This is a genomic window from Cytobacillus luteolus (assembly GCF_017873715.1).
GTDB lineage: Bacteria > Bacillota > Bacilli > Bacillales > Bacillaceae_L > Bacillus_BV > Bacillus_BV luteola.
Genome location: NZ_JAGGKM010000001.1, coordinates 248823 through 273119 on the forward strand (window position 1 = coordinate 248823; position 24297 = coordinate 273119).

A 24297-nucleotide genomic window follows, 5' to 3' on the forward strand; every position below is an offset into this window, starting at 1 on the left:
GAAATTCACTACTTAGAGTAAGAGGGTACAAGTATAGTTGAAATTATTCTTTTACTGTGGAAAGAGGGGTCGTATGAAGCAATTTACCTTAAATCGAGTTTTCTCGGCATTATTATTAATCCTTTTTGGAATCTTGTTACTTCTTGTAAATATTGATGTCATTTCCTTGGAAATAAACAATTTATTTGTCACATTCTATCCAGTGCTATTCCTAATTGTTGGATTTAAGTGGTTAGTAGAGTCGATTTTGTCGAAAGGGCAAAAAGGTTGGTTTGGAGGTTTTTTTCTACTACTTTTTGGAACATTACTAGCCCTAGATCGATTAGGTTATATCACATTTACCTTTTGGGATGTGTGGAAGCTATGGCCGGTCTTACTAATTTATTTAGGGATGAAATTATTTTCTAAAGAAAAAAGCGTATCTATTTCATTTGCGAAAAAGGACTCGGTGGCAATTGGAGACTATGTGAGCAACAGTGAAAATTGGTCACTAGAGGATAAGAATATAAAACTTGGAATTGGTGACGTTCATCTCGATTTCAGTAAAGCGTTCATTCCTGATAAAGAAACAAAGATTGATATTTCAGGTTGGGTCGGAGATGTTACCTTACTTGTTCCTGAAGACTTAGCGATCAAAGTCGAGGCTACAGTTAAAACAGGTTCTATAGAAATCTTTGACAATGATTCGGATGGTTTGAATCGCTCGTATTCCTATAAATCTGAACACTATGATGAAGAAACTAGAAAACTAACAATAAATATTAATCTTAGTGTAGGCTCCATTCAAGTTGAAAAGGTGTAAAGGGGGCTTAAGGTAAATGTTTTCAAATTTAAATAGCATTAGGCTAACGATGATTCGTTCACATGTCATTTCTGCACTGATGGTAGGTATTCTCTTTTTTACGGGCCTTCAGCTTATTTTACTAGCACTACCAAAGAACCCTTTAGCATTATCAACAATTCTTTTGCTGACAGCTTTTGTGTTTGTGATCAGTGTGGGATCAGGAATCTATTTTGGGTACAGAGACAGTACAGATGTAAAGAAAAGGCTCGAGGAAGTTTCAACATTTATCACAATTCTTGAAAGAGGTAACTTAAAGACGAGGGTGGATGTTGATGGTCAAGATGAAATTGCGAGGATAACTCAATCGTTAAATCAACTGTCTGCCAAAATTGAAAAGCAAGTACAATCACTCCAAAGGTTAGCTGACGAAAAAACGGAGTTAGCCGAAGAGGCACATAAAGCTGCGTCGATTGAGGAACGCCAGCGGATAGCAAGAGATTTACATGATGCTGTCAGCCAACAGTTATTTGCAGTATCGATGATGTCATCTGCAGCAGTAAGATTACTAGATTCAAAGCCAGAAAAGGTAAAAGAGATCATTGGGCAAGTTTCTGAACTTGCAGCACAAGCTCAGGTGGAGATGAGAGCATTACTCTTGCACTTAAGGCCGGTACATTTAGGAAGAGATTCTCTCTACGAAGGTTTAGTTAAGTTAATTGAAGAACTACAATCGAAATGTTCTCTCCATTTTGAAACGGCCATTGATCAAATCGATTGTTTATCAAAAGGTACAGAAGATCATCTTTTTCGTATTATACAAGAAGCTTTATCAAATATATTGAGGCATTCAGATGCAACGCAAGTAAAGCTCACTTTTTCTCAAAAAGAAGAATACGTTTTTTTGCAAATTTACGATAATGGCAAAGGGTTTGACGTTAGTGAAGATAAGAAAATTTCATATGGTCTTAAAACAATGAGGGAACGCTGTGAAGAAATTGGTGGAGTATTTAAGCTACATTCAAAACAGGATGAAGGAACGTATATTACGATAAGAGTTTCTGTATAAGGGGGAAACAAGAATGAAAAGTCCGATTCGGTTAATTGTAATAGATGATCACGATATGGTAAGACGAGGATTAGTCGCCTATTTGGAAACGGAGCCTATGATCGAAATCATCGCTGAAGGCGCTAGTGGTAAAGAGGCTGTTGAGCTTGTTCATAAATGGAACCCTGATATTGTTTTAATGGACTTAGTGATGGAAAATGGGACGGGAATTGAAGCAACGGAAGAAATTATGAAAACACATCCAGGTTGCAAGATCATTATTTTAACTAGCTTTTATGATGATAAAAAAGTATTTCCGGCTATTGAAGCAGGAGCTTTTAGTTATATCTTAAAAACGGCTAAAGCCGAAGACATTGTCTCAAGCATTATGAAGGCTGCAAATGGCGAAAATGTAATAGAGCCTAAGGTTGCAAGTGTGATGATGAATCGTTTTAGAACCCAAGAAAAACTCCCACATCATGAGCTAACTGAACGCGAATATGATGTATTACAATGCATAGGGGATGGATTAACGAATCAAGAAATTGCTGATGAACTATTCATTGGTATAAAAACTGTCAAAACACATGTGAGTAATATTTTAAGTAAGCTGGAAGTTGCAGACCGAACACAAGCAGCCATTTATGCCAATAGAAATGGGATTTTACGAAAAAAAGAGTGATGTTCATGAAAGGGGAACTTGTACTATTACAAATCGAACTAGCATAAAGTAGTAATAGCAAATCTACTCTGGAAGGTAAGATCGTATGGAAAATGTCTTCTTAAAGCTAGTTCTGATTTTTGTAGCGATTAATTTAAAGGTAATTGGTGCAATCCAACTCATTTTTGAACTTAATACATACAACATAAAAGGGAATGGATTAAGTTGGGATGAGCTTATGACCATTCTAATTTACGACTATCCTATGTATGTGTTTTTGAGTGGAATGTTATTAATCGTATTAGCCCACTTTTTTCCTTTATCAAGAAAAGAATATTGAAATGTATGCTTTTTTCCAAACAGTTGTTTAAATTTAAGCGGAATTTAAATAAACGTTTGTTTAAAAAGAAGCCCAATTTAAACAAACGTTTGATTAGAATAGAAAAATAATCAATTTTTTTTGATTTAATAACTGCATTTAAGGATTTTTTAACCCCCATATAATCATGATTCTCTCGAAGTATATATATTGAACCTTTACGATTGTTATGGAGGATCTAAGATGAAAAGACACCGAGAGAAAAGAAAGCTTATTAACAAAAGTATTCACAAATTAATTCTGCTAGCGCTATTAGTCTTACTATTAGTAGGAATTCTTGCAGTCAATGGATATATCATGACAAGAGATATTAGTGGCTTGAACCATGTTTTACCACAACCAACGATTATCTATGACAGACATGGAGAGGTAGCTAGTACATTACTAAATTCTAAAATTAAAGGTATTGAATTCGAAGAGGTTCCAAACCATGTAGTAAATGCTGTTATATCAGTTGAGGATCATAGGTTTTACAAACATAATGGAATTGACTATCTAGGGATCCTAAGAGCAATGATTCGGAATATCCAAGCTGGAAGTGTAGTTGAGGGTGGTAGTACCATTACACAGCAATTAACTAAAAATGTTTTTCTAACACATGATCAAACATTGAGTAGAAAGTTGGAGGAGTACTTTTTAGCTCAAAAGATTGAAAGAACATACTCTAAAAACGAGATTTTGGAAATGTATTTAAATCAGATCTATTTTGGTGAAGGAGCATGGGGAATCCGGAATGCTGCTGAATTGTATTTTGGCAAAAAGGTTCAGGAATTAACCATAAGTGAATCTGCCATATTAATAGGGTTGATTAAAGCTCCTTCTAAGCTGTCTCCACTTAAGAACTTCGAACAGTCGATGGAGAGAAGAGATATTGTCCTAGCTTTAATGCACAAACATGAATATATCACTGAAGAAGAATTGAATCAGGCAAAGGCTGGGGAAATTGTCCTGGAAGGAAAACAACTTGATCCTTATGAGGGTCAGTATCCTTATTATGTAGACCATATTATTGAAGAAGCAATTGAAAAGTATGGACTTACCCAAAACGAGATTCTTTCAGGTGGACTTCACATCTATACTGAATTAGATCAAAAGATGCAAAAAGCAGCTGAACAAGTTTATCAGAATAGCAATCTATTTCCTAAGGGAACTTCAGAGCAAATAGTTCAAAGTGGAACTGTTCTGTTAGATCCTAAAACAGGGGGGATAAATGCGATTGTAGGTGGCAGAGGAAAACATGTTTTTAGAGGGTTCAATCATGCCACTCAGTTAGAAAGGCAACCAGGATCAACAATGAAGCCACTAGCTGCATACACTCCAGCACTTGAACTTGGATATAGTGTATTTGATGATTTACCTGATTTGCCGATGAGCTTTAATGGCTATAAACCATCTAATTTTAGCAATAGCTATAAAGGGATGGTTACGATGTATGATGCCCTTAGAAATTCTTATAATGTCCCAGCTGTTTGGATGTTAAATAAAGTTGGATTAAAGAATGGGATTAACGCAGTAGAACGATTTGGAATTCCTCTATCAAAAGAAGACCATAATTTAAGTCTAGCCCTTGGTGGTTTACAGCATGGCGTTTCTCCACTACAGATGGCAGAAGCGTATTCAACCTTTCCTAACAAAGGGGTTAGACATGAGGCTCATGCAGTCATAAAGATAATTGATACTAAAGGTGATAGACTTGCTACGTGGCAAGAAAAGTCAGTTCAAGTAACGAGTCCTCAAGTTTCGGAAAGAATGACCTTTATGCTTAAGGGTGTTGTTGATGAGGGTTCAGGTAAAAATGCACGGATTTCAGGTCGAGAGCTTGCAGGAAAAACAGGATCTACTCAAGTGCCAATCACTGGAATTGATGGTGTAAAAGACCAATGGTTTGTAGGATATACACCCGAAGTGGTTGGAGCTATTTGGTTAGGTTATGATAAAACAGATAAAAATCATTATTTAACAACAACAAGTGGAACAACAGCTGCTGTAATATTTAAGGAAATAATGAGTGCAGCTCTAGAGGGAACATCAAGCAGTTCCTTTAATCTTCCAGTTTTCCAAAGTCCTAAGCCTATTCAAAGATTTGATGACAGAGATGAGGATAAGAAAGAGGAACGAAGAGGGCGAGGTAATGGTGAAGGAAAAGAAAAAGGAAAAGGTAAAGGTAACAAGGGGAAAGATAAAGACGATGATGATGACGACGATGATGATTGATTAAGTACAGGATTAAATCCTGTGCTTTTTTTAGTAAATTAATGGGAATGTCCCCATTTTAATTCCTATTATTGTAAAATGAATATGGAAGACTTTTTACAAGAAAGAAATTAAAAATTTCGAAACCTTTTTTAGTTTCAGTCGTAAATACTATTGTGAAACACAAACTTATGTTAAAACCAATGATTAAAAGCAATTCTAAGGAGGACTCTACTATGATTAAGAGCAAGAGCTGTGAATTAGCAAGTAGGCTACAAGAATTGAAAATAATACAGAAGAAAAGTCAGGAATAATTGCCATGGAACTCTTCGGTTATTCATTACAGGAAATCTATTTATTTGGACTAATCATTGGTGGTATATTCACCCTTCTCTACATTCTATTTGGTGATATTTTAGAAGGCATCTTTGAAGCAATTCCTGATGGTGTCTTAAATCCTACACTTATCTTTTCATTTGTTACTATATTTAGTGCAACGGGATACTTGTTTGAAAAACTTTCACCGTTAAATAGTTTTATTGTCTTTATGATTTCTGTCATTCTTGCACTTTTTTCAGTCATTTTATTAAATATATTCGTACTAATTCCTCTACGGTCAGCTGAGGAATCAATTGTTTTTACTGAAGATGATCTGAAAGGGAGACTTGGTAAAGTAATTATTTCTATACCAGAGGATGGCTTTGGAGAAGTTGTGCTAGAAGGAAATAGTGGGACTCTTTCAATGTCAGCGAAAAGTTTTGACGATGATCCAATACCTTATGATAAAGAGGTTCTGGTCATTGATGTGAAAGAATCTGTTCTTTATGTGAAAGCATATGATAGTTTTAATTAAATCTACTAGATTTTAATTATAAAAAATATACTTTTTTAGGAGGAATACTATGCCATCTATTTTTATTATTGTAGGTATTGTTGTAGTTTTACTTTTGGCCCTAATTGCTGTCTTTGTTACGAAATATCGTACTGCAGGCCCAGATGAGGCTCTTATCGTAACAGGTAGCTACCTTGGTGGAAAAAACGTTCATGTTGATGAATCAGGTAACAGAATTAAGATTGTTCGTGGTGGAGGTACGTTTGTATTACCAGTCTTCCAACAAGCAGAACCATTAAGTCTATTATCTAGTAAACTGGATGTTTCAACACCAGAAGTTTATACAGAGCAAGGTGTTCCAGTTATGGCGGATGGAACAGCCATCATTAAAATTGGTGGAACCATCAATCAAATTGCTACTGCTGCAGAACAATTCTTAGGTAAGTCAAAACAAGATAGAGAAAACGAAGCAAGAGAAGTACTTGAAGGTCATCTTCGTTCGATTCTTGGTTCAATGACAGTTGAAGAAATTTATAAAAATCGTGAGAAGTTTTCACAAGAAGTTCAACGTGTAGCTTCACAGGATTTAGCAAAAATGGGATTAATCATTGTTTCTTTCACAATTAAAGATGTTCGTGATAAGAATGGATACTTAGAGTCATTAGGTAAACCTAGAATTGCTCAGGTAAAACGTGATGCTGATATTGCTACTGCTGAGGCAGATAAAGAAACACGTATTAAGCGTGCGGAAGCAGCTAAGGATGCTCAAAAAGCCGAATTAGAACGTGCAACTGAAATTGCTGAAGCAGAAAAGCTAAATCAATTAAAGATTGCAGAATTCCGTAGAGAGCAAGATATTGCGAAAGCGCGTGCTGACCAAGCGTACCACCTAGAAGAAGCGAGAGCAAAACAAGAAGTTACAGAGCAACAAATGCAAGTTCAAATCATTGAGCGTCAAAAGCAAATTGAGCTTGAAGAAAAAGAGATTGCTCGTCGTGAAAAGCAATATGATTCAGAAGTTAAGAAAAAGGCAGATGCAGACCGTTACGCAGTTGAGCAAGCGGCAGCGGCTGATAAAGCTAAACAATATGCTGAAGCAGATGCTAATAAATATCGCATTGAAGCACAGGCAAAAGCAGAAGCTGAAAAAATCAGAATTGATGGTTTAGCAAAAGCAGAAGCACAACGTGCACAAGGGGAATCTGAGGCTGAAGTTATTCGTCTTAAAGGTCTTGCAGAAGCAGAAGCGAAAGAGAAAATTGCAGAAGCATTTGAACAGTTCGGTCAAGCAGCTATCCTTGATATGATCATCCGTATGCTTCCTGAATATGCGAAACAAGTGGCTAGCCCATTAGCAAATATTGATAAAATTACAGTTGTTGATACAGGTGGAAACGGTCCAAATAGCGGGGCAAATAAAGTGACAGGCTATGCAACAAACCTGATGGCTTCACTTCAGGAATCACTTAAAGCATCCTCTGGACTAGATGTAAAAGAATTAATTGAAAACTTCTCTGGTAAAGGGAATGTTAGACACAGTATTGATTCACTTGCGAAGGATTTAACTGAAGCTAAGAAAACAGAAAATCCCGAGAAGGAATAAGTTTGATTAAAACAGGATCTTAGGCTATTGATGCCTAGGGTCCTGTTTTTTATATGTGGAAAAGGGTTAGACCGATAAACTTCATTCGTGAGTATTTTTCTCCTAAGAAACCCAATGATAAGGCATAATTCCTCTTTACAATCCGTATTACTTTACAATCAATAGTAAAACCTAACAATAAATCAAAAATAAGGAGATAATGTATGAAGAAAAAATGGATTCTCTTCGTAATTGTTGGGGTTGTGTTGTTAACTCCACTTTTTGCTGAGGCGCACGTGAAATGGTTTACAGATGTCCAACCGGAAAAAGAAACAATTCATAACATATTATCGCCATTTTTTATGGTAATGGCTTTACTTTCGGCACTCATTTTATCAGTCTTACCACAGTTGTTGCCAAAGGTGATGAAGTTACCCTATGTTGGAGATATCGATAAAAAGCTAGATAATTTCCGCAGATTTTCAAGATATTTGCTGAAATATGGAACGGCAGTAACACTTATTATTCAAGTAGTATCGGGCACCATTTTTGCCCCAGAATTTTTAATTGAAAACAGTTGGGAAACAGTCTTAATTTGGGCTGCAATTGTCACGCTACTGATTCCAAATCATTATGCAACAAAAATTGGGGCATCTATTATTTTGGCCCTATTCCTATATGTTTTATCAAACGTCGGTCTATTCCATATGCTTGATTATGGATTTTATCTTGCGATTGTCTTCGTACTTTTAATTGGCAAAACAAGACTAGAAAATTGGGGTTTTCCTTTTCTTTACTTAGGAACAGGATTATCACTCTGCTGGGTTGCCGTTGAAAAGTGGGTATATCCAGTCATGAGCGCTGATATCATCTATAATCATAACGTGCCGACATTTGGATTTGCTCCTGAACACTTTATTGTAATGGCTGCATTTATTGAGTTTATTGTTGGCTATTTGCTTGTGGTAGGTGTGCTAAACAGGATCTTATCCGTTATTTTAACTCTAATCTTTTTTTCGACCACTCTTCTTTTTGGTGTAACGGAAATCATTGGTCACTTTATGATTCATATTGTGTTAGTTATTTTTATCATTGAGGGAGTGTCCTTCTATAACCCGCCAATTCGTATACACAAGTCAATCATTGATCAAATGATTTTTGTGTTTTTAAACTATATCTTTGTTCTTGCTACCTTTATACTTATTTATTATCGATTTGCTTAAGCAGCTTTCAGAAGAGAGCTGCTTTTTAAAATAAATTAAAAAATGTAGTGAACTTTTTTGAACAGTTAAACGTATTACCTTTAGATAAAAAAACGGACTACACTGGGGAGAGCCATTAGATGGACGATAAAGACTTAATAAAAAGTGCAAAGCGGGGTGACTCTCTTGCTTTTGCAATGCTTTTTGAAAAGCATTATTCCTTCTTAGTAAAATACTTAATCAAAGTGACCATGAAGCCAGAAATGGCAGAGGACTTGGCCCAAGAAACGATGATTAAGTGTATTGAAAAAATCAAACTATACAACGGAAAATCAAAGTTTTCCTCTTGGCTTATCACGATAGCAACGAACATCTATATAGATGATCTGCGTAGAAAGAAAAGAGAGCAAAGTTGGCAAGAGCAGGAACAGGCTCTTCGCAAAATGAAGTGGCAGTTTGAGAGTAGAAATGAAGAGTGGAATGATGTTTTGAATGCACTTGGGAAACTATCAGATGAAATTCGCATTCCAATTGTGTTAAAGCATTATTACGGATATGCCTATGATGAAATAGCAGACATGCTTGGGATTGCACTTGGTACTGTAAAATCACGAATTCACAATGGAATCGCGACTGTTAGAAAGGAGTTGAACGATGATGACAGAAGACAAGATTATCCCGTTAAAGAAGAAACAACAACAACAAGACTTTGATTCAAATCTCATCGATAAGATAAATAAGGGTCTTAACCAATTGGACAACACCTATCAAACATATACACCTAATGTACAGTGGTTTGAGCAAATGGTCATCAAAGAAAAAGAAGCTGCTAGAAGAAGACTCGTAAAAGAATTAATTATCTTCTTTATATCAGCTATTACTATATTAAGTTTATTAGTACTAACAATTTTTAAAGCACCAGTTATTTTTATAGTATTACAAGTGATAGTAACCATTTCCCTACCACTAGGAGTTTATATCCACCATAGAAAACAGGTGATCATTCATGACAGTTGAAGAACTAATACTTATTCCACTTGTTGCAGTCATCCTAATCGCACAAAGTACCTTTCTTTTTCTAGATGCTAGAAAAAGAGGTCATAATTACTGGTTATGGGGTATTGTCGGATTAATCCAGGCCCCTATGCCTTCTCTGTTTTATCTACTCTTTGTTAGAAAAATATTTAAAACGAAAAAGTAGGTTATGAATATGGATCGATTAAAGTATGTATTAACAGCTACTGCCACGATTGGACAACTAATTGGTATTGTTTTTCTATTCATAAACATACAGTGGGCAATATTCTTTTATATTTGTTATGGAGTGGCGATTGTTGCATTATTTGCTGTACTGATAAGAGAAAGAAGGAAAGAAAAAAAGGAGGAAGAAGAAAATGATTATCGTGACTACTGAGTTTGTACCTGGCAAGGAAGTTAAGGAATTAAAAGGATTTGTAAAAGGAAGTACAGTTCAATCGAAACATATCGGAAAGGACCTACTAGCTGGCCTAAAAACAATTGTAGGTGGAGAAATAAAAGATTATACAGATATGATGACGGAAGCTAGAAAAATAGCCATTGGAAGAATGGTAGAGGACGCAAAAAAAATGGGTGCCAATGCTGTCATTGGTGTGAGATTAGAGACATCCAGCGTAATGGCGAATGCTTCTGAAATTATCGCCTATGGAACAGCAGTTTACGTAGAATAGTCTAAAAATAGATCTACTTATTTCCAAAAAAAGGTTTGACAACGTTAAGAAACCTGTTAGTATAGGTAGCAGTAACATGTTATTTTAAAATTTAATATTGTTTTTCCACTAGGGGTGCCTTTTAAAGGCTGAGATCGAAGTGTACTTTGAGACCCTTAGAACCTGATCTGGTTAACACCAGCGTAGGGAAGTGGAGTATAGGAATCTCTGTATTTATGTGCATTTTCCATTACAACCACTTCTTTACTCTGGTAAAGTAAGTGGTTTTTTTATGTTGTTTTACGAATTCGACAAATGCCACGCACTTGTCGAAATCCCACTAAAATCTTAGGAGGAATGGAAAATGACTTTTTCACAGGAAATTAGAAAAGAAGCGAATTCGATTTGGGAGGCAAGCTTTGACCATCCATTTGTAACAGGCATTGCGGACGGCACTTTATCACTTGAGTCTTTTCGTTATTATGTCTTACAGGATGCTTACTATTTATCTCATTTTGCAAGAATTCAAGCATTAGGTGCAGCGAAAGCAGAGGATTTACATACAACAAACAGATTAGCGATTCATGCACAAGGTACGTATGAGGCTGAGTTGTCATTACATGAAAACTTTTCAAAACGTCTAGGTATTACAGAGGAAGAAAGACAAAACTTCGTAGCAGCACCAACAGCATATGCATATACGTCACATCTTTACCGTGCTGCATACTCTGGACACTTAGGTGATATTATTGCAGCTTTACTTCCTTGCTACTGGCTGTACTATGAAATCGGTGAAAGACTACAAGGTTCAACTCCTGCTGAACCAATCTACCAAGAATGGATTGAAGCTTACGGTGGAGATTGGTTCCGAGAACTAGTTGAAGAACAAATCAATCGACTTGATGAACTTGCTGAAAAAGTAACAGAAGAAGACCGCAAACGCATGAAAGAACACTTTATGATTAGCAGCCAATACGAATACTCCTTCTGGGAAATGGCCTACCGCCTGGAAAAATGGCCTGTTGAAAATACTAAATTAGAAGTTTAACAGATCCGTTCGACATCTTCTATGAAGATGTCGAATCTAAAAATTTAATAAAAAAGGAGTCAATCATATATGAATAAAGGTTTAAAGCTGACTGATATATTAGTTACTGTCGTTATTGCAATTGCATTTGGTATAGTTTATAAACTTTGGGGGCCACTTTATTATGCTGTGAAGCCACTTGGACTTCACGCCGATCAGCTAATCTATGGAATGTGGTTTATTGCCGCAACGGTTGCTTTCCTAATTATTAGAAAACCAGGGGTAGCATTACTAGCTGAAACAGCGGCAGCTTCTGGTGAGTTCTTAATGGGATCTGAATTTGGTTTAACTGTATTGCTATATGGATTTATTCAAGGTTTATTTGCAGAGCTAGTATTAGCAGCTTTCCGTTATAAGCGTTTTGACTTACTTGTTGTATGTCTAGCAGGTTTTGGTGCAGGTCTAGGCTCACTAATTATGGATTTTGCCTATGGTGAGGTTGGCGACCTTGCTGCCTGGAACTTAACGTTGTTTATTGTAGCAAGATTTGTTGGTGCTGTTTTATTTACAGGGGTACTTGCTTATTACCTAGTGAAAGCTCTTGAAGCGACTGGAGTGACAAACCTAGTACGTCCAGCTACACAAGAGGATTTTGATGCACTAGATCGTTAAATGGGGTGCTAAAAATGAAAAAAGTTGCACATGTTGAAAATCTACGCTTAAAGTTTACTGGAGGAGAATCCTTGTTATTCAAGGATTTATCCTCTACTTTTTATCAAGGAGAAAAGGTACTTCTTCTCGGCCCATCAGGGTGTGGAAAATCCTCACTACTGCAAGTGTTAACAGGGTTAATACCCAATTCCATTGATGTACCTATGAAGGCAGACAGTATAGAGATTCCAGCATCTTGGGGCTATGTGTTTCAAGACCCTGATACTCAATTTTGTATGCCTTTTGTTGACGAGGAAATTGCGTTTGTACTAGAAAATCTCCAAGTGCCTAGAGAACAAATGAACCAAAAAATCCACGAACTTCTTTTTAAAGTAGGACTAATTCTAGATTCAACACATACTTCAATTAACACATTATCAGGAGGAATGAAGCAACGGTTGGCGATTGCTTCAGTATTAGCTCTAGAACCTGAAGTTCTCTTTTTAGATGAGCCAACAGCCATGCTTGACCCAGAAGGAACAAAGGATATTTGGGATACGATAAAAAAAATAAGCAAAGACAAGACAGTCATCATCGTTGAACATAAAATTGATCATGTCATTGACTTTGTCGACCGAATTATCCTCTTTGATGGGAAAGGACAAATCATTGCTGATGGAGATAAAGATGAAATTTTCCTGAACTACAAGAAAGAAATTAAAGCTCAGGGAATTTGGTATCCGGGCGTATGGGATGAGTATGTCAGTGAAAGGCCATCTAACCTGCCAGATTTTATGGAAGATGCGAATGAAGTCCTTAGGTTAGAAAACTTTACAGGCTACCGGAATAAAGAAGCAAAAATACATGTACCTGATTGTACAGTCAAAGCAGGAGAATGGATTGTAATTGTTGGAGAAAATGGTGCCGGAAAGAGTACGTTATTACATGCCTTATTTCAATTTATTAAAACGTCAGGACACTATGATTTAATGGAGACAAACATTCAACATATCCAAAAACTGACTAAGTATTTAACATTTGTTTTTCAAAATCCTGAATTCCAGTTCATTACGAATTCTGTCTATGAAGAGATAGCCTATTCATTAAAAATGGAGAAGGTCAATGATAAGGAAATTGAAGAAAAAGTAAATGAACTGTTAACTCTTTTTCAGTTGGAAAATCACCGCAAACAACATCCCTATCAACTATCAATGGGACAAAAGCGCAGATTAAGTGTAGCAGCATCCATTGTTAAGGGGCAAAGAATCATGCTCCTAGATGAACCAACATTTGGCCAGGATTCAAAAAATACATTCGCATTGCTTGAGCTCATTGAACAGTATCGTAGAAAAGGAACGACTATATTGATGGTGACACATGATGAACAAATTGAAGCTCATTTTGCCACAAGGGTATGGCATATCGAAGCTGGCGAGCTGATCAATGATCGAGTTCAAACTAGGTCTCAGCCTTTTTTAGAAAGGAAAGTGACCTATGCAAATTAACTTTTCATTTGAAGAAACCTGGCTGCACAAGATTAATCCAAGTGTAAAACTACTTACGATGATATTTCTACTATTTATCGTACTGTTTATTCATAACCTAAACTTTATGATGAACTTTGCCATTATCACTCTCATTCTCTACTGTTTTTTTACAGGACACCCAACGAAACGAGTACTACTCTTTTCCATACCCTTTGTGATTGTATTTATTTCTACAGCATCCTCTATGATTCTGTTTGGAAAAGGTGATACTACTTGGCTTAAATGGGGGCTCATTTCTATTTCGGAGGAGAGTTTTTATAGAGGAATACACATTGGTTTTCGAGCTCTCACTTTTGCAGCCTTAGGATTGACCTTTGCATTAACAACAAGACCTGTTTATTTATTTTATTCCTTAATGCAACAGTTAAAACTAAAGCCAAAATATGCGTATAGCTTTATGGCTGCAGTGAGGCTTATACCGATTATGATTGAAGAATTCCAAACCATCCGAAATGCCATGAAAGTTCGTGGTGGGGATGACAAAAATGGGATTCTATCTATTTTTAAAAAAATGAAATCCTACACGATACCTATGTTATCCCAAAGCATTCGTCGAGCACACAGAATTGCAGTTGCTATGGAAGCGAAAGGATTCTCAGATACGACAAAGAGAACGTATTATTATCAGGTAGGCTACTCAAGATATGATCTGATATTTATATTGTACTTTGTCATTATGTTACTAGTAGGCTATGTACTTGCTATCAATCTACCTTACTTACCAGCAACAGATATACGCTATAACTAAATTGATTGAGAATCTAACGATGTATGTTATACTAAGGGTAATCTAATAGCTATTTATTCACTAGGGGAGTCAGACTGTTGACTGAGATGGAGAACGTGTTTCCAGACCCTTTGTACCTGATCTAGATCATGCTAGCGTAGGGAAGTGGAGCGGTTAACATTACCTATTGATATAACCTAACCACTCTTCCTTACTGGAATGAGTGGTTTTTTTATTTTCCTACTAAGGGGATTTTTTAATGGCAAAAAAAGAGCTTCATATCATCTCGACTGGACAGCAGCCAATAAAAGAATTTGTAAGCACTATAGCCAGCATTCATGATTATGTTGACTATATACATATTCGAGAAAAAACGAAAACAGCTAAAGAAATCTTTGATACTGTGATGTACCTTACAGAAAATAAAATTCCGTTATCTAAAATAATAATAAATGACAGAGTAGATGTGGCTGCTGTTACAAGAGTAGCAGGAGTGCAACTTGGTTACTCAAGTTTAGATGTTGAGTCAGTTAAATCTAGATTTCCAGAATTAAAGATTGGCTGTTCAATCCATTCAAAAGAAGAGGCTATCGCTGCTGAGAAAAATGGGGCTAACTTCTGTTTATTTGGCCATATTTACTCAACTAAGTCTAAACCTGGAATAGCTCCAAGAGGAATTACAGGCTTAACAGAAGTTGTTAGCACAACCAATTTACCAGTTATAGCGATAGGTGGAATTCAGCCTCAAAGTACACTAGATGTTATTGAAGCGGGAGCCGCTGGCATTGCCGTATTATCTGGTGTCTTATTGGCTTCTAACCCTTTAGGTGCAGTAAAAGAATATGCATACAAACTAGGAAGGGAAGGTGTACATAATGAAGCAAGAAAACTATGATGCTATCATTATTGGTGGTGGTGTCAATGGTTGTGCGGTAGCCTACAATCTTGCCAAGAGAGGTAGAAAAGTAGTTTTATTGGAAAAAGACCGAATAGCTAGTAAGTCCTCTGGAGCTGCTGCTGGAATGATTGCAGCACAAACAGAGCTTGATGAAGATGGTCCACTGTTTTCTTTGGCACGTAAAAGTAGAAGCATGTTTACTGATCTTGCTATAGAACTTAAGAAGGTAAGCGGAATTGATATAGAACTCGTGAACAAAGGCATGTATAAGGTTGCTTTAACAGAAGAACAAGAAGAGGAACTAAAAGGAATTATTAAAGTCCAAACGAATCTTGGTGAAAAAGCTGAGTGGCTTACAGCTAATGAGTTACGCATGAAGGAACCCGCAATTTCATCAGAAGTAAGGGGCGCAATGTATGTCCCAGAAGATGGGCAAGTATCTGCACCACACCTTACCGCTGCCTTTGCCAGCTCTGCAGCTGCGCTAGGAGCTGAAATAAAAGAATTTACCGATGTGTATTCAGTTGAATATGAAAGCGGACAGGTAAAAGGGGTTATCACAAATGAGGGGAGGTTTACTAGCGAGAACATCATCGTGTGTACCGGTGCATGGAGCAAAAAAGTGTTGGAAGAAACAAATATTGAGCTAGACACTTATCCTGTTAAAGGCGAGTGTTTCTCTGTAAAAACAACTAAGCCCCTCGTTGAAGGTTCAATCTTTTCTCATGGTTGTTATATCGTGCCTAAAAGAGGTGGTCGCTTAATTGTTGGAGCAACAGTAAAACCACATACTTTCGATCAAAAAGTAACGGTTGATGGTGTAGCAACGTTAATGGAAAAAGCAATTAAACTAGTTCCTGAGATTGCTAGTACAGAATGGGAGACGGCATGGGCTGGTATTCGACCTCAAACGGGTGATGGACTTCCATATATCGGGGAGCACCCAAGTATACATGGGTTGTTTATTGCGACTGGTCATTTTAGAAACGGCATATTGCTAGCACCTGTGACTGGGGAATTACTTGCAGATTATGTTGAACGTAAACCAATTGATGAGAAGATTGTTTCAGCTTTTCGAATTGATCGTTCAATGGTTCATCAGTTTGAGTAGGAGTGATTGAGAAATGAAGTTAATCATAAATGGAGATAGAGTGGAAGTGCCAGAAAGTGTCCAGGATGTATCAATGCTATTATCGCATTTTAGTCTGGATCAAAAGGTTGTTATTGTCGAATGGAATTCATCTATTTTAGAAAAAGGGTCTCATCAAGAAACAAGATTATCTGATGGAGACCGTATTGAGATTGTACATTTTGTAGGAGGCGGATGATATGTTGAAAATAGGAAAATACGAATTTAACTCTAGACTTTTATTAGGTACAGGAAAATACCCGAACTTTGACATTCAAAAAGAAGCGGTAGCTGTATCTGAGTCTGAAATTTTAACTTTTGCAGTAAGAAGAATGAATATTTTTGAAGCTAGCCAACCTAACTTTTTAGAAAAGCTTGATCTTAGCAAATATACGTTACTACCAAATACAGCAGGTGCGAAAACAGCAGAGGAAGCAGTTAGAATTGCTAAGCTTGCAAAAGCATCTGGACTTTGTGACATGATCAAAGTTGAAGTAATTGGTTGCCAGAAAACGTTGCTGCCAGATCCAGTAGAAACGTTAAAGGCGTCAGAAGAGTTACTGAAAGAAGGTTTTATCGTTTTACCTTACACGTCAGATGATGTATTATTAGCAAAACGTTTAGAAGACTTAGGCTGTCATGCAATTATGCCAGGAGCATCTCCAATTGGGTCTGGCCAAGGAATTATTAACCCATTAAATCTAAGATTTATCATTGAACAATCAAGCGTTCCTGTTATCGTTGATGCTGGGATTGGAACTCCTTCAGATGCAGCTATTGCAATGGAGTTAGGCGCAGACGGCGTACTATTGAATACAGCTGTATCAGGAGCAAATGATCCTGTGAAAATGGCAAAAGCAATGAAGCTTGCGATAGAAGCGGGTCGATTGGGATATGAAGCGGGTCGAATTCCGAAAAAACAATATGCAACAGCTAGCAGTCCGATGGAAGGAATGAGCATTAGTTGAGTGAAAGATATTCACGACAAGAACTATTTACTCCAATAGGAATTGAAGGGCAACAAAAAATACGAAATAAACATGTCTTGATTGTAGGTGCAGGTGCTCTCGGAACAGGAAGTGCAGAAGGGCTTGTTCGAGCGGGCATTGGAAAACTTACAATTGTAGACCGTGATTATGTTGAGTGGAGTAATCTTCAAAGACAACAACTGTATTGTGAGGAAGATGCAGATAAGCGTTTTCCAAAAGCAGTTGCTGCAGAGAAACGTCTTAAAATGGTTAACTCTGAGGTAGATATTAATGCGCTTGTTATGGATGTTTCAGTTGCGGAAATTGAACGACTGATTGTAGGGGTAGATTTAATTATTGATGCAACGGACAATTTCGATACAAGATTGTTACTTAATGATATTTCACAAAAGTATAACATACCATGGATTTATGGGGCATGTGTAGGAAGCTACGGAATTTCCTACACGATTGTACCTGGTGATACCCCTTGTTTAAATTGTTTGTTAGAAACGGTTCCAATGGGCGGTCTAACTTGCGATACGGCTGGTATTATTAGCCCTGCTGTTCAAATGGTTGTTGCCTATCAAGTAACAGAAGCATTAAAGATTTTAGTAGAGGATTTTTCTTCCCTACGAAAAAAATTAGTCTCATTCGATTTATGGAAAAATCAACATACAGCGATAAATGTTGAGAAAGTGAAAAAGGCAAGCTGCTTATCATGTGGACCGGAGCGAACGTATCCATACCTATCTTTTGAAAATCAGACTAAGACCGCTGTTTTATGTGGCCGTGAGTCTGTACAAATTCGTCCACCAGAACGAATGGAACGCGATTTAGAAAAGCTAGCAGACCTATTAGCCGCTCAAGGTGGAAAAGTGGAGAGAAATCCGTATCTAGTTTCTTTTACGATTGATAAACATCGCTTAGTTATTTTTAAGGATGGCCGTGCATTGGTTCATGGAACAAAGGATATTGCAGAAGCAAAAACATTGTATCATCGCTATTTAGGTTAGGGGGCTTTTTCAAAATGGTCTATAAGGCACTAACGATTGCAGGATCAGATAGTGGAGGAGGAGCTGGGATTCAAGCAGATTTAAAAACATTCCAGGAATTAGACGTATACGGAATGTCTGCAATCACAGCGGTTACTGCTCAAAATACATTAGGTGTTCAAGGGGTTTACCCCATGTCAGTAGAAGCAGTCATCCAGCAAATTAAATCGATTGCTGCAGATCTCCCACCTCAAGCTGTAAAAACAGGTATGCTTTTTAGTAGTGAATTGATTCGTGCAGTTGCTGATGAAATAAAGCATGCGGACTGGGTAAAGCTAGTTGTTGATCCAGTTATGATCGCTAAAGGTGGGGCGTCACTTTTACAAGAAGAGGCGGTTGCAGCTTTAAAAGAGTATTTAATTCCATTAGCATACGTGATTACACCGAATATACCAGAAGCAGAAGTTCTTTCAGGGATGAAGATTAACTTCATGGCTGATCGGAAAATGGTGGCTATAAAGTTGTATGAGCTAGGTGCAAAGCATGTTGTTATTAAAGGTGGACATGATAACTCTGAGCTCGTTACTGATTTATTATATGATGGAGAACAATTTTACGAGTTTACTAGTAAAAGGTTAATCACTCAGCATACACATGGAACAGGTTGTACATTTGCGGCTGTCATTACGGCAGAGTTAGCTAAAGGACATACTGTATATGAAGCAATTCAAGTTGCAAAAGAATTTATCCATGCAGCCATCGGAGAAGAGCTTGGGATTGGATCAGGTCATGGTCCAACGAATCACTGGGCTTACAGAAGGGGAGTGCAAGTAGGATGAAAAAGGAATTACTTGAATTATATTTGGTACTTGGAAGTCCGAACTGTAATAGAGACCCCAGGCATGTTTTAAGAGAAGCGATTGAAGGGGGAATTACTCTCTTTCAATATCGCGAAAAAGGAACGGGTAGTTTGGAAGATTCAGAGAAGCTTGAGTTAGCCAAAGATCTTTTGAGTATTTGCCGGGAACATCAAATACCATTCATTGTAAATGATGATATTAATCTTGCGCTTGAAATTGATGCAGATGGTGTTCACATTGGCCAAGAAGACGAGTTAGCTACCAGTGCTCGTGAAAAAATCGGTGATAAAATTCTTGGGGTTTCTGCTCATAATGTAGAAGAAGCACTCGCTGCAGTGAAGGCCGGAGCAGATTATATTGGTGTTGGACCGATGTATGAAACATCCACGAAAACTGATGTTAGGGAAGTACAAGGTCCTGAAGTAATTGGGTTAATTAGAGAAGCAGGAGTTACCCTACCTCTCGTAGGCATTGGTGGGATATCCCAAGGCAAAGCAGAAGCTGTCATAAAAGCTGGCGCAAACGGAGTGGCAGTGATATCGGCAATTAGTATGGCTGAATTTCCATTAAAAAGTGCACAGGGACTATTGGGTGAAGTGAGAAAGAGCTGATTATTGGCTCTTTTTTTGTAGTTTTTTTGGATGACGCTTAATTTAAGTTTTTTCCAATGAAGTGCATCAACCAGCCTGAATGAGTACGATCAATTCAAGTATTTTCCAATCAAGTGCAACACTAATATGTACCATAATGAAATTTGTCGCAAAAGTAGTAATTGACAAAATTATGTACACAGTGATAAGCTTACAAAAGAAAAACACTAACATTAACTGGAAAAGGAGGGAAAACGAAATGGAAAATGTAGTAGCAATTGTCATGCAGCAAGATCCTAATAAGCAACACCAACAATTAAATCATTTCGTGACCTGTCCTTTTATTATACTTTTTTAATTTCACCTACAAAAGTACATAAAGCACAGGTCACCATAGGTGACGTGTGCTTTTTTATGTTCTCAAAAACGAGGCCACACCCCGTTTTTGGCATACATTATATAGAAATTCCCCTGTTTTGTAGGGATATCTATATTTAGCGAAAGCATATCGCACTATTTGCGGTATGCTTTTCTTATTTTCTGGTGTACTTCACCAAACTGGTGTTTACAATATAAAAAAAACAAATAAAAGGAGGAGCTATTATGAACAAAGCTAGTGTATTGATGATGAATTATGAAGGATATCTCGAAAGTGGCTAGTTTGTTTTGACAAACATGAGAGGAGCTGACAAACATGTTATCAGTTTTAGGAAAATTATCTTGGTTTTTTAAACTTTATTGGAAAAGATACACAGTTGCCATACTTCTATTAATAGTTGTAGGCTTGCTAGAAATTATCCCGCCTAAATTAATTGGTGTGGCAATTGATCAAATTCATACAGGAAGTCTTACAGGTGAAAGGCTGTTTCAGTATATTCTATTTTTACTAGCTTTAACAGTTGTTATTTATGCAGTTACGTACACATGGATGTACAAATTGTTCGGTGGTGCTTATTTAGTAGAGCGAATTTTACGTGGTAGATTTATGGGCCATCTTTTAAAAATGACACCAACGTTTTATGAGAAGAATAGAACGGGAGACTTGATGGCGCGTGCGACAAATGATTTAAAAGCTATTTCATTAACAACTGGTTTTGGAATTTTAACATTAGTTGATTCAAGTGTCTTTATGCTAACGATCCTATTTACAATGGGTATCTTGATTAGCTGGAAGCTTACGTTCGCCGCATTAATTCCATTACCTTTGATTGCAGTTGCCATCAGTATTTATGGGAAAAAGATTCATCAGCGTTTTACTGATGCTCAAGATGCATTTGGAACAATGAATGACCAAGTATTAGAATCCATTGCTGGAGTAAGGGTTGTTCGTGCATATGTTCAAGAGCAAGCGGATGAAAATAGGTTCAACTCAATTACAGAAGATGTTTACCAAAAGAATGTCAGAGTAGCAAAGATTGACGCTTTATTTGAGCCAACAATTAAAATCCTTGTCGGAATGAGCTACTTAATTGGTTTAGGCTATGGAGCATATCTTGTGTTTCAAAATGTCATTACGTTAGGAGAGCTTGTCTCATTTAACGTCTATTTAGGGATGATGATCTGGCCGATGTTTGCCATTGGTGAACTGATCAATATCATGCAGCGTGGAAACGCGTCTCTTGATCGAGTAGATGAAACTCTATCCTATGCACAAGATGTAAAGAATCACGAGGAACCAATTGCGGTTGGTACTCCAGAAAAAATTGAATTTCATGATGTTACATTCCAATATCCGTCTTCAACAGTTAAAAACTTAGAGGACGTAAACGTAACGATAAAGCGTGGTCAAACACTTGGGGTTGTTGGAAAAACAGGTAGTGGAAAGACGACCTTAGTCAAACAACTATTGCGTGAATATCCGTTAGGTGAAGGTGAAATTCTCGTTAATGGGGTTCCGTTAGACAAAATTGCTTTAGAGGAAATTAATGAATGGATGGGGTATGTTCCTCAAGATCATATCTTATTTTCAAGAACGGTTAGAGAAAATATTTTATTTGGTAAAAAGGATGCAACTGAAGCGGAGTTAGAAAAATCAATTGAGCTTGCAGCCTTTAAAAAGGACTTAACGATGCTACCTGAAGGTCTTGATACACTTGTGGGAGAAAAAGGTGTGGCATTATCCGGAGGTCAAAAGCAACGGATTTCAATTGCAAGAGCATTAACAGTGAATCCAGAAATCTTAATCTTAGATGATTCATTATCTGCAGTTGATGCAAAAACAGAATCAAAAATCCTACAAAACATTCGTAAGGAACGTTCTGATAAAACAACGATTATTACAACACATCGTCTTTCTGCAGTAGAACACGCAGATCTGATTGTTGTCCTAGATGATGGGAAAATTGTTGAAGAAGGAACACATGCCGAGCTTATCGAGCATAATGGCTGGTATAAGGAGCAATATGATCGCCAGCAAATTGAAGAACTACAGGAAAGTGGGGTGTCAGCATGAACGTAGGTAAACGCCTAGTGAATTATGCACTCCTTTATAAAAAGACATTAATTTTTGCATTAATAATGCTAACCATTGCAGTTGCCGCTGAACTAACAGGCCCGTTTATAGCCAAAAAAATGATAGATGATCATATCCTTGGGATTGAAAGACCTTGGTATGAAACGGTTGAAGGTGAAGGGGCAGTAAATTATAACAACAAATGGTATAAACGCTCAGATAACTTTAATGAAGGTGAAGAAAAAGGAGCAGAAGCTCGAGTTATTCAAGTAGGGCGTGAATATTTCTTTATAAACGGTCCCATTGAATTAGATGGAAAGAGAACGGTCGATGAAAATGGGAATGTAAAAATTTCACGTAATGACCAAGAAGCAGTATATGAAGCGACCAAGTTAACCAAAGCGCAACTGTTCAGTTTCTACAGTCCGCAAATCCCGAAGCTAATTGAACTAATCGCTATCTACTTTGGGCTACTTGTTATTGCATCTATTTTCACGTATGGACAACGCTTTTACCTGCAAACATCCTCAAATCGAATCATTCAAAAAATGAGAAAGGATGTTTTTGCACAAGTTCAACGATTACCTATTAATTATTTTGATAACCTTCCTGCGGGTAAGGTGGTATCCAGAATTACAAATGATACAGAAGCAATAAGGGATCTATATGTTTCTGTTCTTGCCAACTTCTTTACAGGTATCATTTATATAACAGGTATCTTTATCGCCTTATTGCTACTAGATGTGAAACTAGCTTTAATCTGTATGATTTTGATTCCAATTCTCTTTATCTGGATTAAGGTATATAGAAAATATGCTTCACACTATAATCATAAAATACGTTCAATTTTAAGTGATATCAATGGAATGATCAACGAGTCAATCCAAGGTATGACAATCATTCAGGCATTCCGTCGTCAAAAGGAAACGAATAAAGAATTTGAAACGATGAATGAGGAGCATTTTACGTATCAAAACAAGCTTTTAAGCTTAAATGCACTCACGTCCCATAATTTAGTTGGGGTGCTGCGTAATATTGCCTTCGTGGCATTGATTTGGTATTTTGGTGGTGCCTCACTTGGAATTGGAACGGTGGTCTCATTGGGTGTTCTTTATGCCTTTGTAGATTACTTAAACCGATTATTTCAACCGATTACAGGTATCGTTAATCAGTTGGCTATTTTAGAGCAATCTCTTGTTGCAGCAGAGCGTGTTTTTACACTTTTAGATGAAGAAGGTGTAGACGTTAGTAAAGAGGACTTCCCGAGATATAAAGGGAATGTTGTGTTTGATCATGTAAACTTCGGCTATAAAGAGGGCGACTATGTCTTAAAAGATATCAACTTTGAAGCGAAGCAGGGTGAAACAGTAGCACTTGTTGGTCATACAGGCTCGGGTAAAAGTTCGATTATGAACTTACTTTTCCGATTCTATGATATTAAGGAAGGTAAAATCTTAATTGACGGTAAGGATATTAATACAATTTCTAAACAAATGTTAAGAAAGCATATGGGAATCGTACTACAAGATCCATTCCTTTTTACAGGTACCATTGCTTCTAATGTAAGTTTAGATGATCCTTCAATTACTCGTGAGAAAGTTGAAAAGGCACTGCAGGATGTAGGAGCAGATCAATTACTAAAGAGTTTACCAAATGGGTTTGATGAGCCAGTTATTGAAAAAGGAAGTACTCTTTCATCTGGACAACGTCAATTAATCTCATTTGCTCGTGCGCTTGCATTTGACCCAGCGATTCTAATATTAGATGAGGCGACTGCTAGCATAGATACAGAAACAGAAGCAATCATCCAAGATGCCCTAGAAGTTTTGAAAAAAGGAAGAACAACCTTTATCATTGCACATAGATTATCTACTATCCGAAACGCAGACCAAATCCTAGTACTAGACCGCGGTCGAATTGTTGAAAAAGGAAACCACGAAGAATTGATGAAAGTTGGAGGAAAGTACTATCAAATGTACCAACTTCAACAAGGCAAAAACAAAGGCCTTGCTGGTTAAATGAAAAGATGCTGCTTTAATAGGCAGCATCTTTTTTATGATTCAAGAATGTTGTAGCCAATAAATAAA

General features: G+C 37.1%; 26 protein-coding genes and 2 riboswitches. All 26 genes read left to right on the plus strand.

The genetic code is table 11. From position 1 onward, the window contains the following. The first annotated feature begins 73 nt into the window (after positions 1-73). The 26 genes from liaF to J2Z26_RS01450 all read left to right on the plus strand — a co-directional run bounded on the left by liaF (position 74) and on the right by J2Z26_RS01450 (position 24228). Entirely contained in the window at positions 74-802 is a 729-nt protein-coding gene (gene liaF / locus J2Z26_RS01325; protein WP_193534305.1) for a cell wall-active antibiotics response protein LiaF, read from the plus strand. A gap of 16 nt (positions 803-818) precedes the next feature. After that, entirely contained in the window at positions 819-1850 is a 1032-nt protein-coding gene (locus tag J2Z26_RS01330) for a sensor histidine kinase (protein WP_193534304.1), read from the plus strand. Positions 1851-1863: 13 nt separating this feature from the next. Continuing rightward, positions 1864-2511 (plus strand): response regulator, encoded by a 648-nt coding sequence (locus J2Z26_RS01335; protein ID WP_209794275.1) that lies wholly within the window; start codon positions 1864-1866, stop codon positions 2509-2511. Between the two features lie 85 nt (positions 2512-2596). Continuing rightward, complete coding sequence (locus J2Z26_RS01340) at positions 2597-2830, plus strand: YuzI family membrane protein (RefSeq protein WP_193534302.1); 234 nt, start codon at positions 2597-2599, stop codon at positions 2828-2830. Between the two features lie 222 nt (positions 2831-3052). After that, a complete protein-coding gene (locus J2Z26_RS01345; RefSeq protein WP_193534301.1) occupies positions 3053-5083 on the plus strand; it encodes a transglycosylase domain-containing protein in 2031 nt (676 codons plus the stop codon). A 298-nt stretch (positions 5084-5381) separates the two neighbouring features. Beyond that, the gene (locus tag J2Z26_RS01350) at positions 5382-5915 is read left to right on the plus strand and encodes an NfeD family protein (RefSeq protein ID WP_193534300.1); all 534 of its coding nucleotides are present in this window, start codon (positions 5382-5384) and stop codon (positions 5913-5915) included. A 49-nt stretch (positions 5916-5964) separates the two neighbouring features. After that, complete coding sequence (locus J2Z26_RS01355; RefSeq protein WP_193534299.1) at positions 5965-7497, plus strand: flotillin family protein; 1533 nt, start codon at positions 5965-5967, stop codon at positions 7495-7497. 203 nt (positions 7498-7700) lie between these two features. Next, complete coding sequence (locus J2Z26_RS01360; RefSeq protein WP_193534298.1) at positions 7701-8699, plus strand: hypothetical protein; 999 nt, start codon at positions 7701-7703, stop codon at positions 8697-8699. Between the two features lie 119 nt (positions 8700-8818). Next, a complete protein-coding gene (gene sigY / locus J2Z26_RS01365; RefSeq protein ID WP_193534297.1) occupies positions 8819-9391 on the plus strand; it encodes an RNA polymerase sigma factor SigY in 573 nt (190 codons plus the stop codon). After that, on the plus strand, positions 9333-9695 hold the full coding sequence (locus J2Z26_RS01370; RefSeq protein ID WP_209794277.1) for a YxlC family protein: 363 nt from the start codon (positions 9333-9335) through the stop codon (positions 9693-9695). The genes sigY and J2Z26_RS01370 overlap by 59 nt, the downstream gene beginning before the upstream one ends. Then, a complete protein-coding gene (locus J2Z26_RS01375) occupies positions 9685-9879 on the plus strand; it encodes a sigma-Y antisigma factor component (RefSeq protein WP_193534295.1) in 195 nt (64 codons plus the stop codon). Before J2Z26_RS01370 ends, J2Z26_RS01375 begins: the two co-directional genes overlap by 11 nt. Before the next feature lie 9 nt (positions 9880-9888). Beyond that, entirely contained in the window at positions 9889-10092 is a 204-nt protein-coding gene (locus J2Z26_RS01380; protein ID WP_193534294.1) for a hypothetical protein, read from the plus strand. Continuing rightward, the gene (locus J2Z26_RS01385; protein WP_193534293.1) at positions 10073-10387 is read left to right on the plus strand and encodes a YbjQ family protein; all 315 of its coding nucleotides are present in this window, start codon (positions 10073-10075) and stop codon (positions 10385-10387) included. The genes J2Z26_RS01380 and J2Z26_RS01385 overlap by 20 nt, the downstream gene beginning before the upstream one ends. Positions 10388-10487: 100 nt before the next feature. Further along, a riboswitch (TPP riboswitch) is annotated at positions 10488-10593 on the plus strand. A 137-nt stretch (positions 10594-10730) separates the two neighbouring features. Continuing rightward, the gene (tenA, locus tag J2Z26_RS01390; RefSeq protein WP_193534292.1) at positions 10731-11414 is read left to right on the plus strand and encodes a thiaminase II; all 684 of its coding nucleotides are present in this window, start codon (positions 10731-10733) and stop codon (positions 11412-11414) included. 69 nt (positions 11415-11483) lie between these two features. After that, the gene (locus tag J2Z26_RS01395; protein WP_193534291.1) at positions 11484-12065 is read left to right on the plus strand and encodes an ECF transporter S component; all 582 of its coding nucleotides are present in this window, start codon (positions 11484-11486) and stop codon (positions 12063-12065) included. Positions 12066-12079: 14 nt separating this feature from the next. Beyond that, positions 12080-13549 (plus strand): ABC transporter ATP-binding protein, encoded by a 1470-nt coding sequence (locus J2Z26_RS01400; protein WP_193534290.1) that lies wholly within the window; start codon positions 12080-12082, stop codon positions 13547-13549. After that, positions 13539-14339 (plus strand): energy-coupling factor transporter transmembrane component T family protein, encoded by an 801-nt coding sequence (locus J2Z26_RS01405; protein ID WP_193534289.1) that lies wholly within the window; start codon positions 13539-13541, stop codon positions 14337-14339. Before J2Z26_RS01400 ends, J2Z26_RS01405 begins: the two co-directional genes overlap by 11 nt. Positions 14340-14391: 52 nt before the next feature. Beyond that, a riboswitch (TPP riboswitch) is annotated at positions 14392-14499 on the plus strand. 78 nt (positions 14500-14577) lie between these two features. Next, entirely contained in the window at positions 14578-15213 is a 636-nt protein-coding gene (gene tenI, locus J2Z26_RS01410; RefSeq protein ID WP_193534288.1) for a thiazole tautomerase TenI, read from the plus strand. After that, positions 15194-16327: a glycine oxidase ThiO gene (gene thiO, locus J2Z26_RS01415; protein WP_193534287.1), complete on the plus strand. Its 1134-nt coding sequence runs from the start codon at positions 15194-15196 to the stop codon at positions 16325-16327. Before tenI ends, thiO begins: the two co-directional genes overlap by 20 nt. Positions 16328-16340: 13 nt before the next feature. Then, on the plus strand, positions 16341-16544 hold the full coding sequence (gene thiS / locus J2Z26_RS01420; RefSeq protein WP_193534286.1) for a sulfur carrier protein ThiS: 204 nt from the start codon (positions 16341-16343) through the stop codon (positions 16542-16544). A 1-nt stretch (position 16545) separates the two neighbouring features. Beyond that, positions 16546-17313, plus strand: coding sequence for a thiazole synthase (locus tag J2Z26_RS01425; RefSeq protein ID WP_193534285.1), 768 nt, complete (start codon positions 16546-16548; stop codon positions 17311-17313). After that, entirely contained in the window at positions 17310-18329 is a 1020-nt protein-coding gene (locus J2Z26_RS01430) for a thiazole biosynthesis adenylyltransferase ThiF (RefSeq protein WP_193534284.1), read from the plus strand. Before J2Z26_RS01425 ends, J2Z26_RS01430 begins: the two co-directional genes overlap by 4 nt. A 14-nt stretch (positions 18330-18343) precedes the next feature. Beyond that, on the plus strand, positions 18344-19147 hold the full coding sequence (gene thiD / locus J2Z26_RS01435; protein ID WP_193534283.1) for a bifunctional hydroxymethylpyrimidine kinase/phosphomethylpyrimidine kinase: 804 nt from the start codon (positions 18344-18346) through the stop codon (positions 19145-19147). After that, positions 19144-19779, plus strand: a complete 636-nt coding sequence (gene thiE, locus J2Z26_RS01440) for a thiamine phosphate synthase (RefSeq protein ID WP_193534282.1) — start codon at positions 19144-19146, stop codon at positions 19777-19779. The genes thiD and thiE overlap by 4 nt, the downstream gene beginning before the upstream one ends. 673 nt (positions 19780-20452) lie before the next feature. Further along, a complete protein-coding gene (locus J2Z26_RS01445) occupies positions 20453-22210 on the plus strand; it encodes an ABC transporter ATP-binding protein (RefSeq protein ID WP_193534281.1) in 1758 nt (585 codons plus the stop codon). Continuing rightward, positions 22207-24228, plus strand: a complete 2022-nt coding sequence (locus J2Z26_RS01450) for an ABC transporter ATP-binding protein (RefSeq protein WP_193534280.1) — start codon at positions 22207-22209, stop codon at positions 24226-24228. The genes J2Z26_RS01445 and J2Z26_RS01450 overlap by 4 nt, the downstream gene beginning before the upstream one ends. Positions 24229-24297 lie beyond the last annotated feature (69 nt).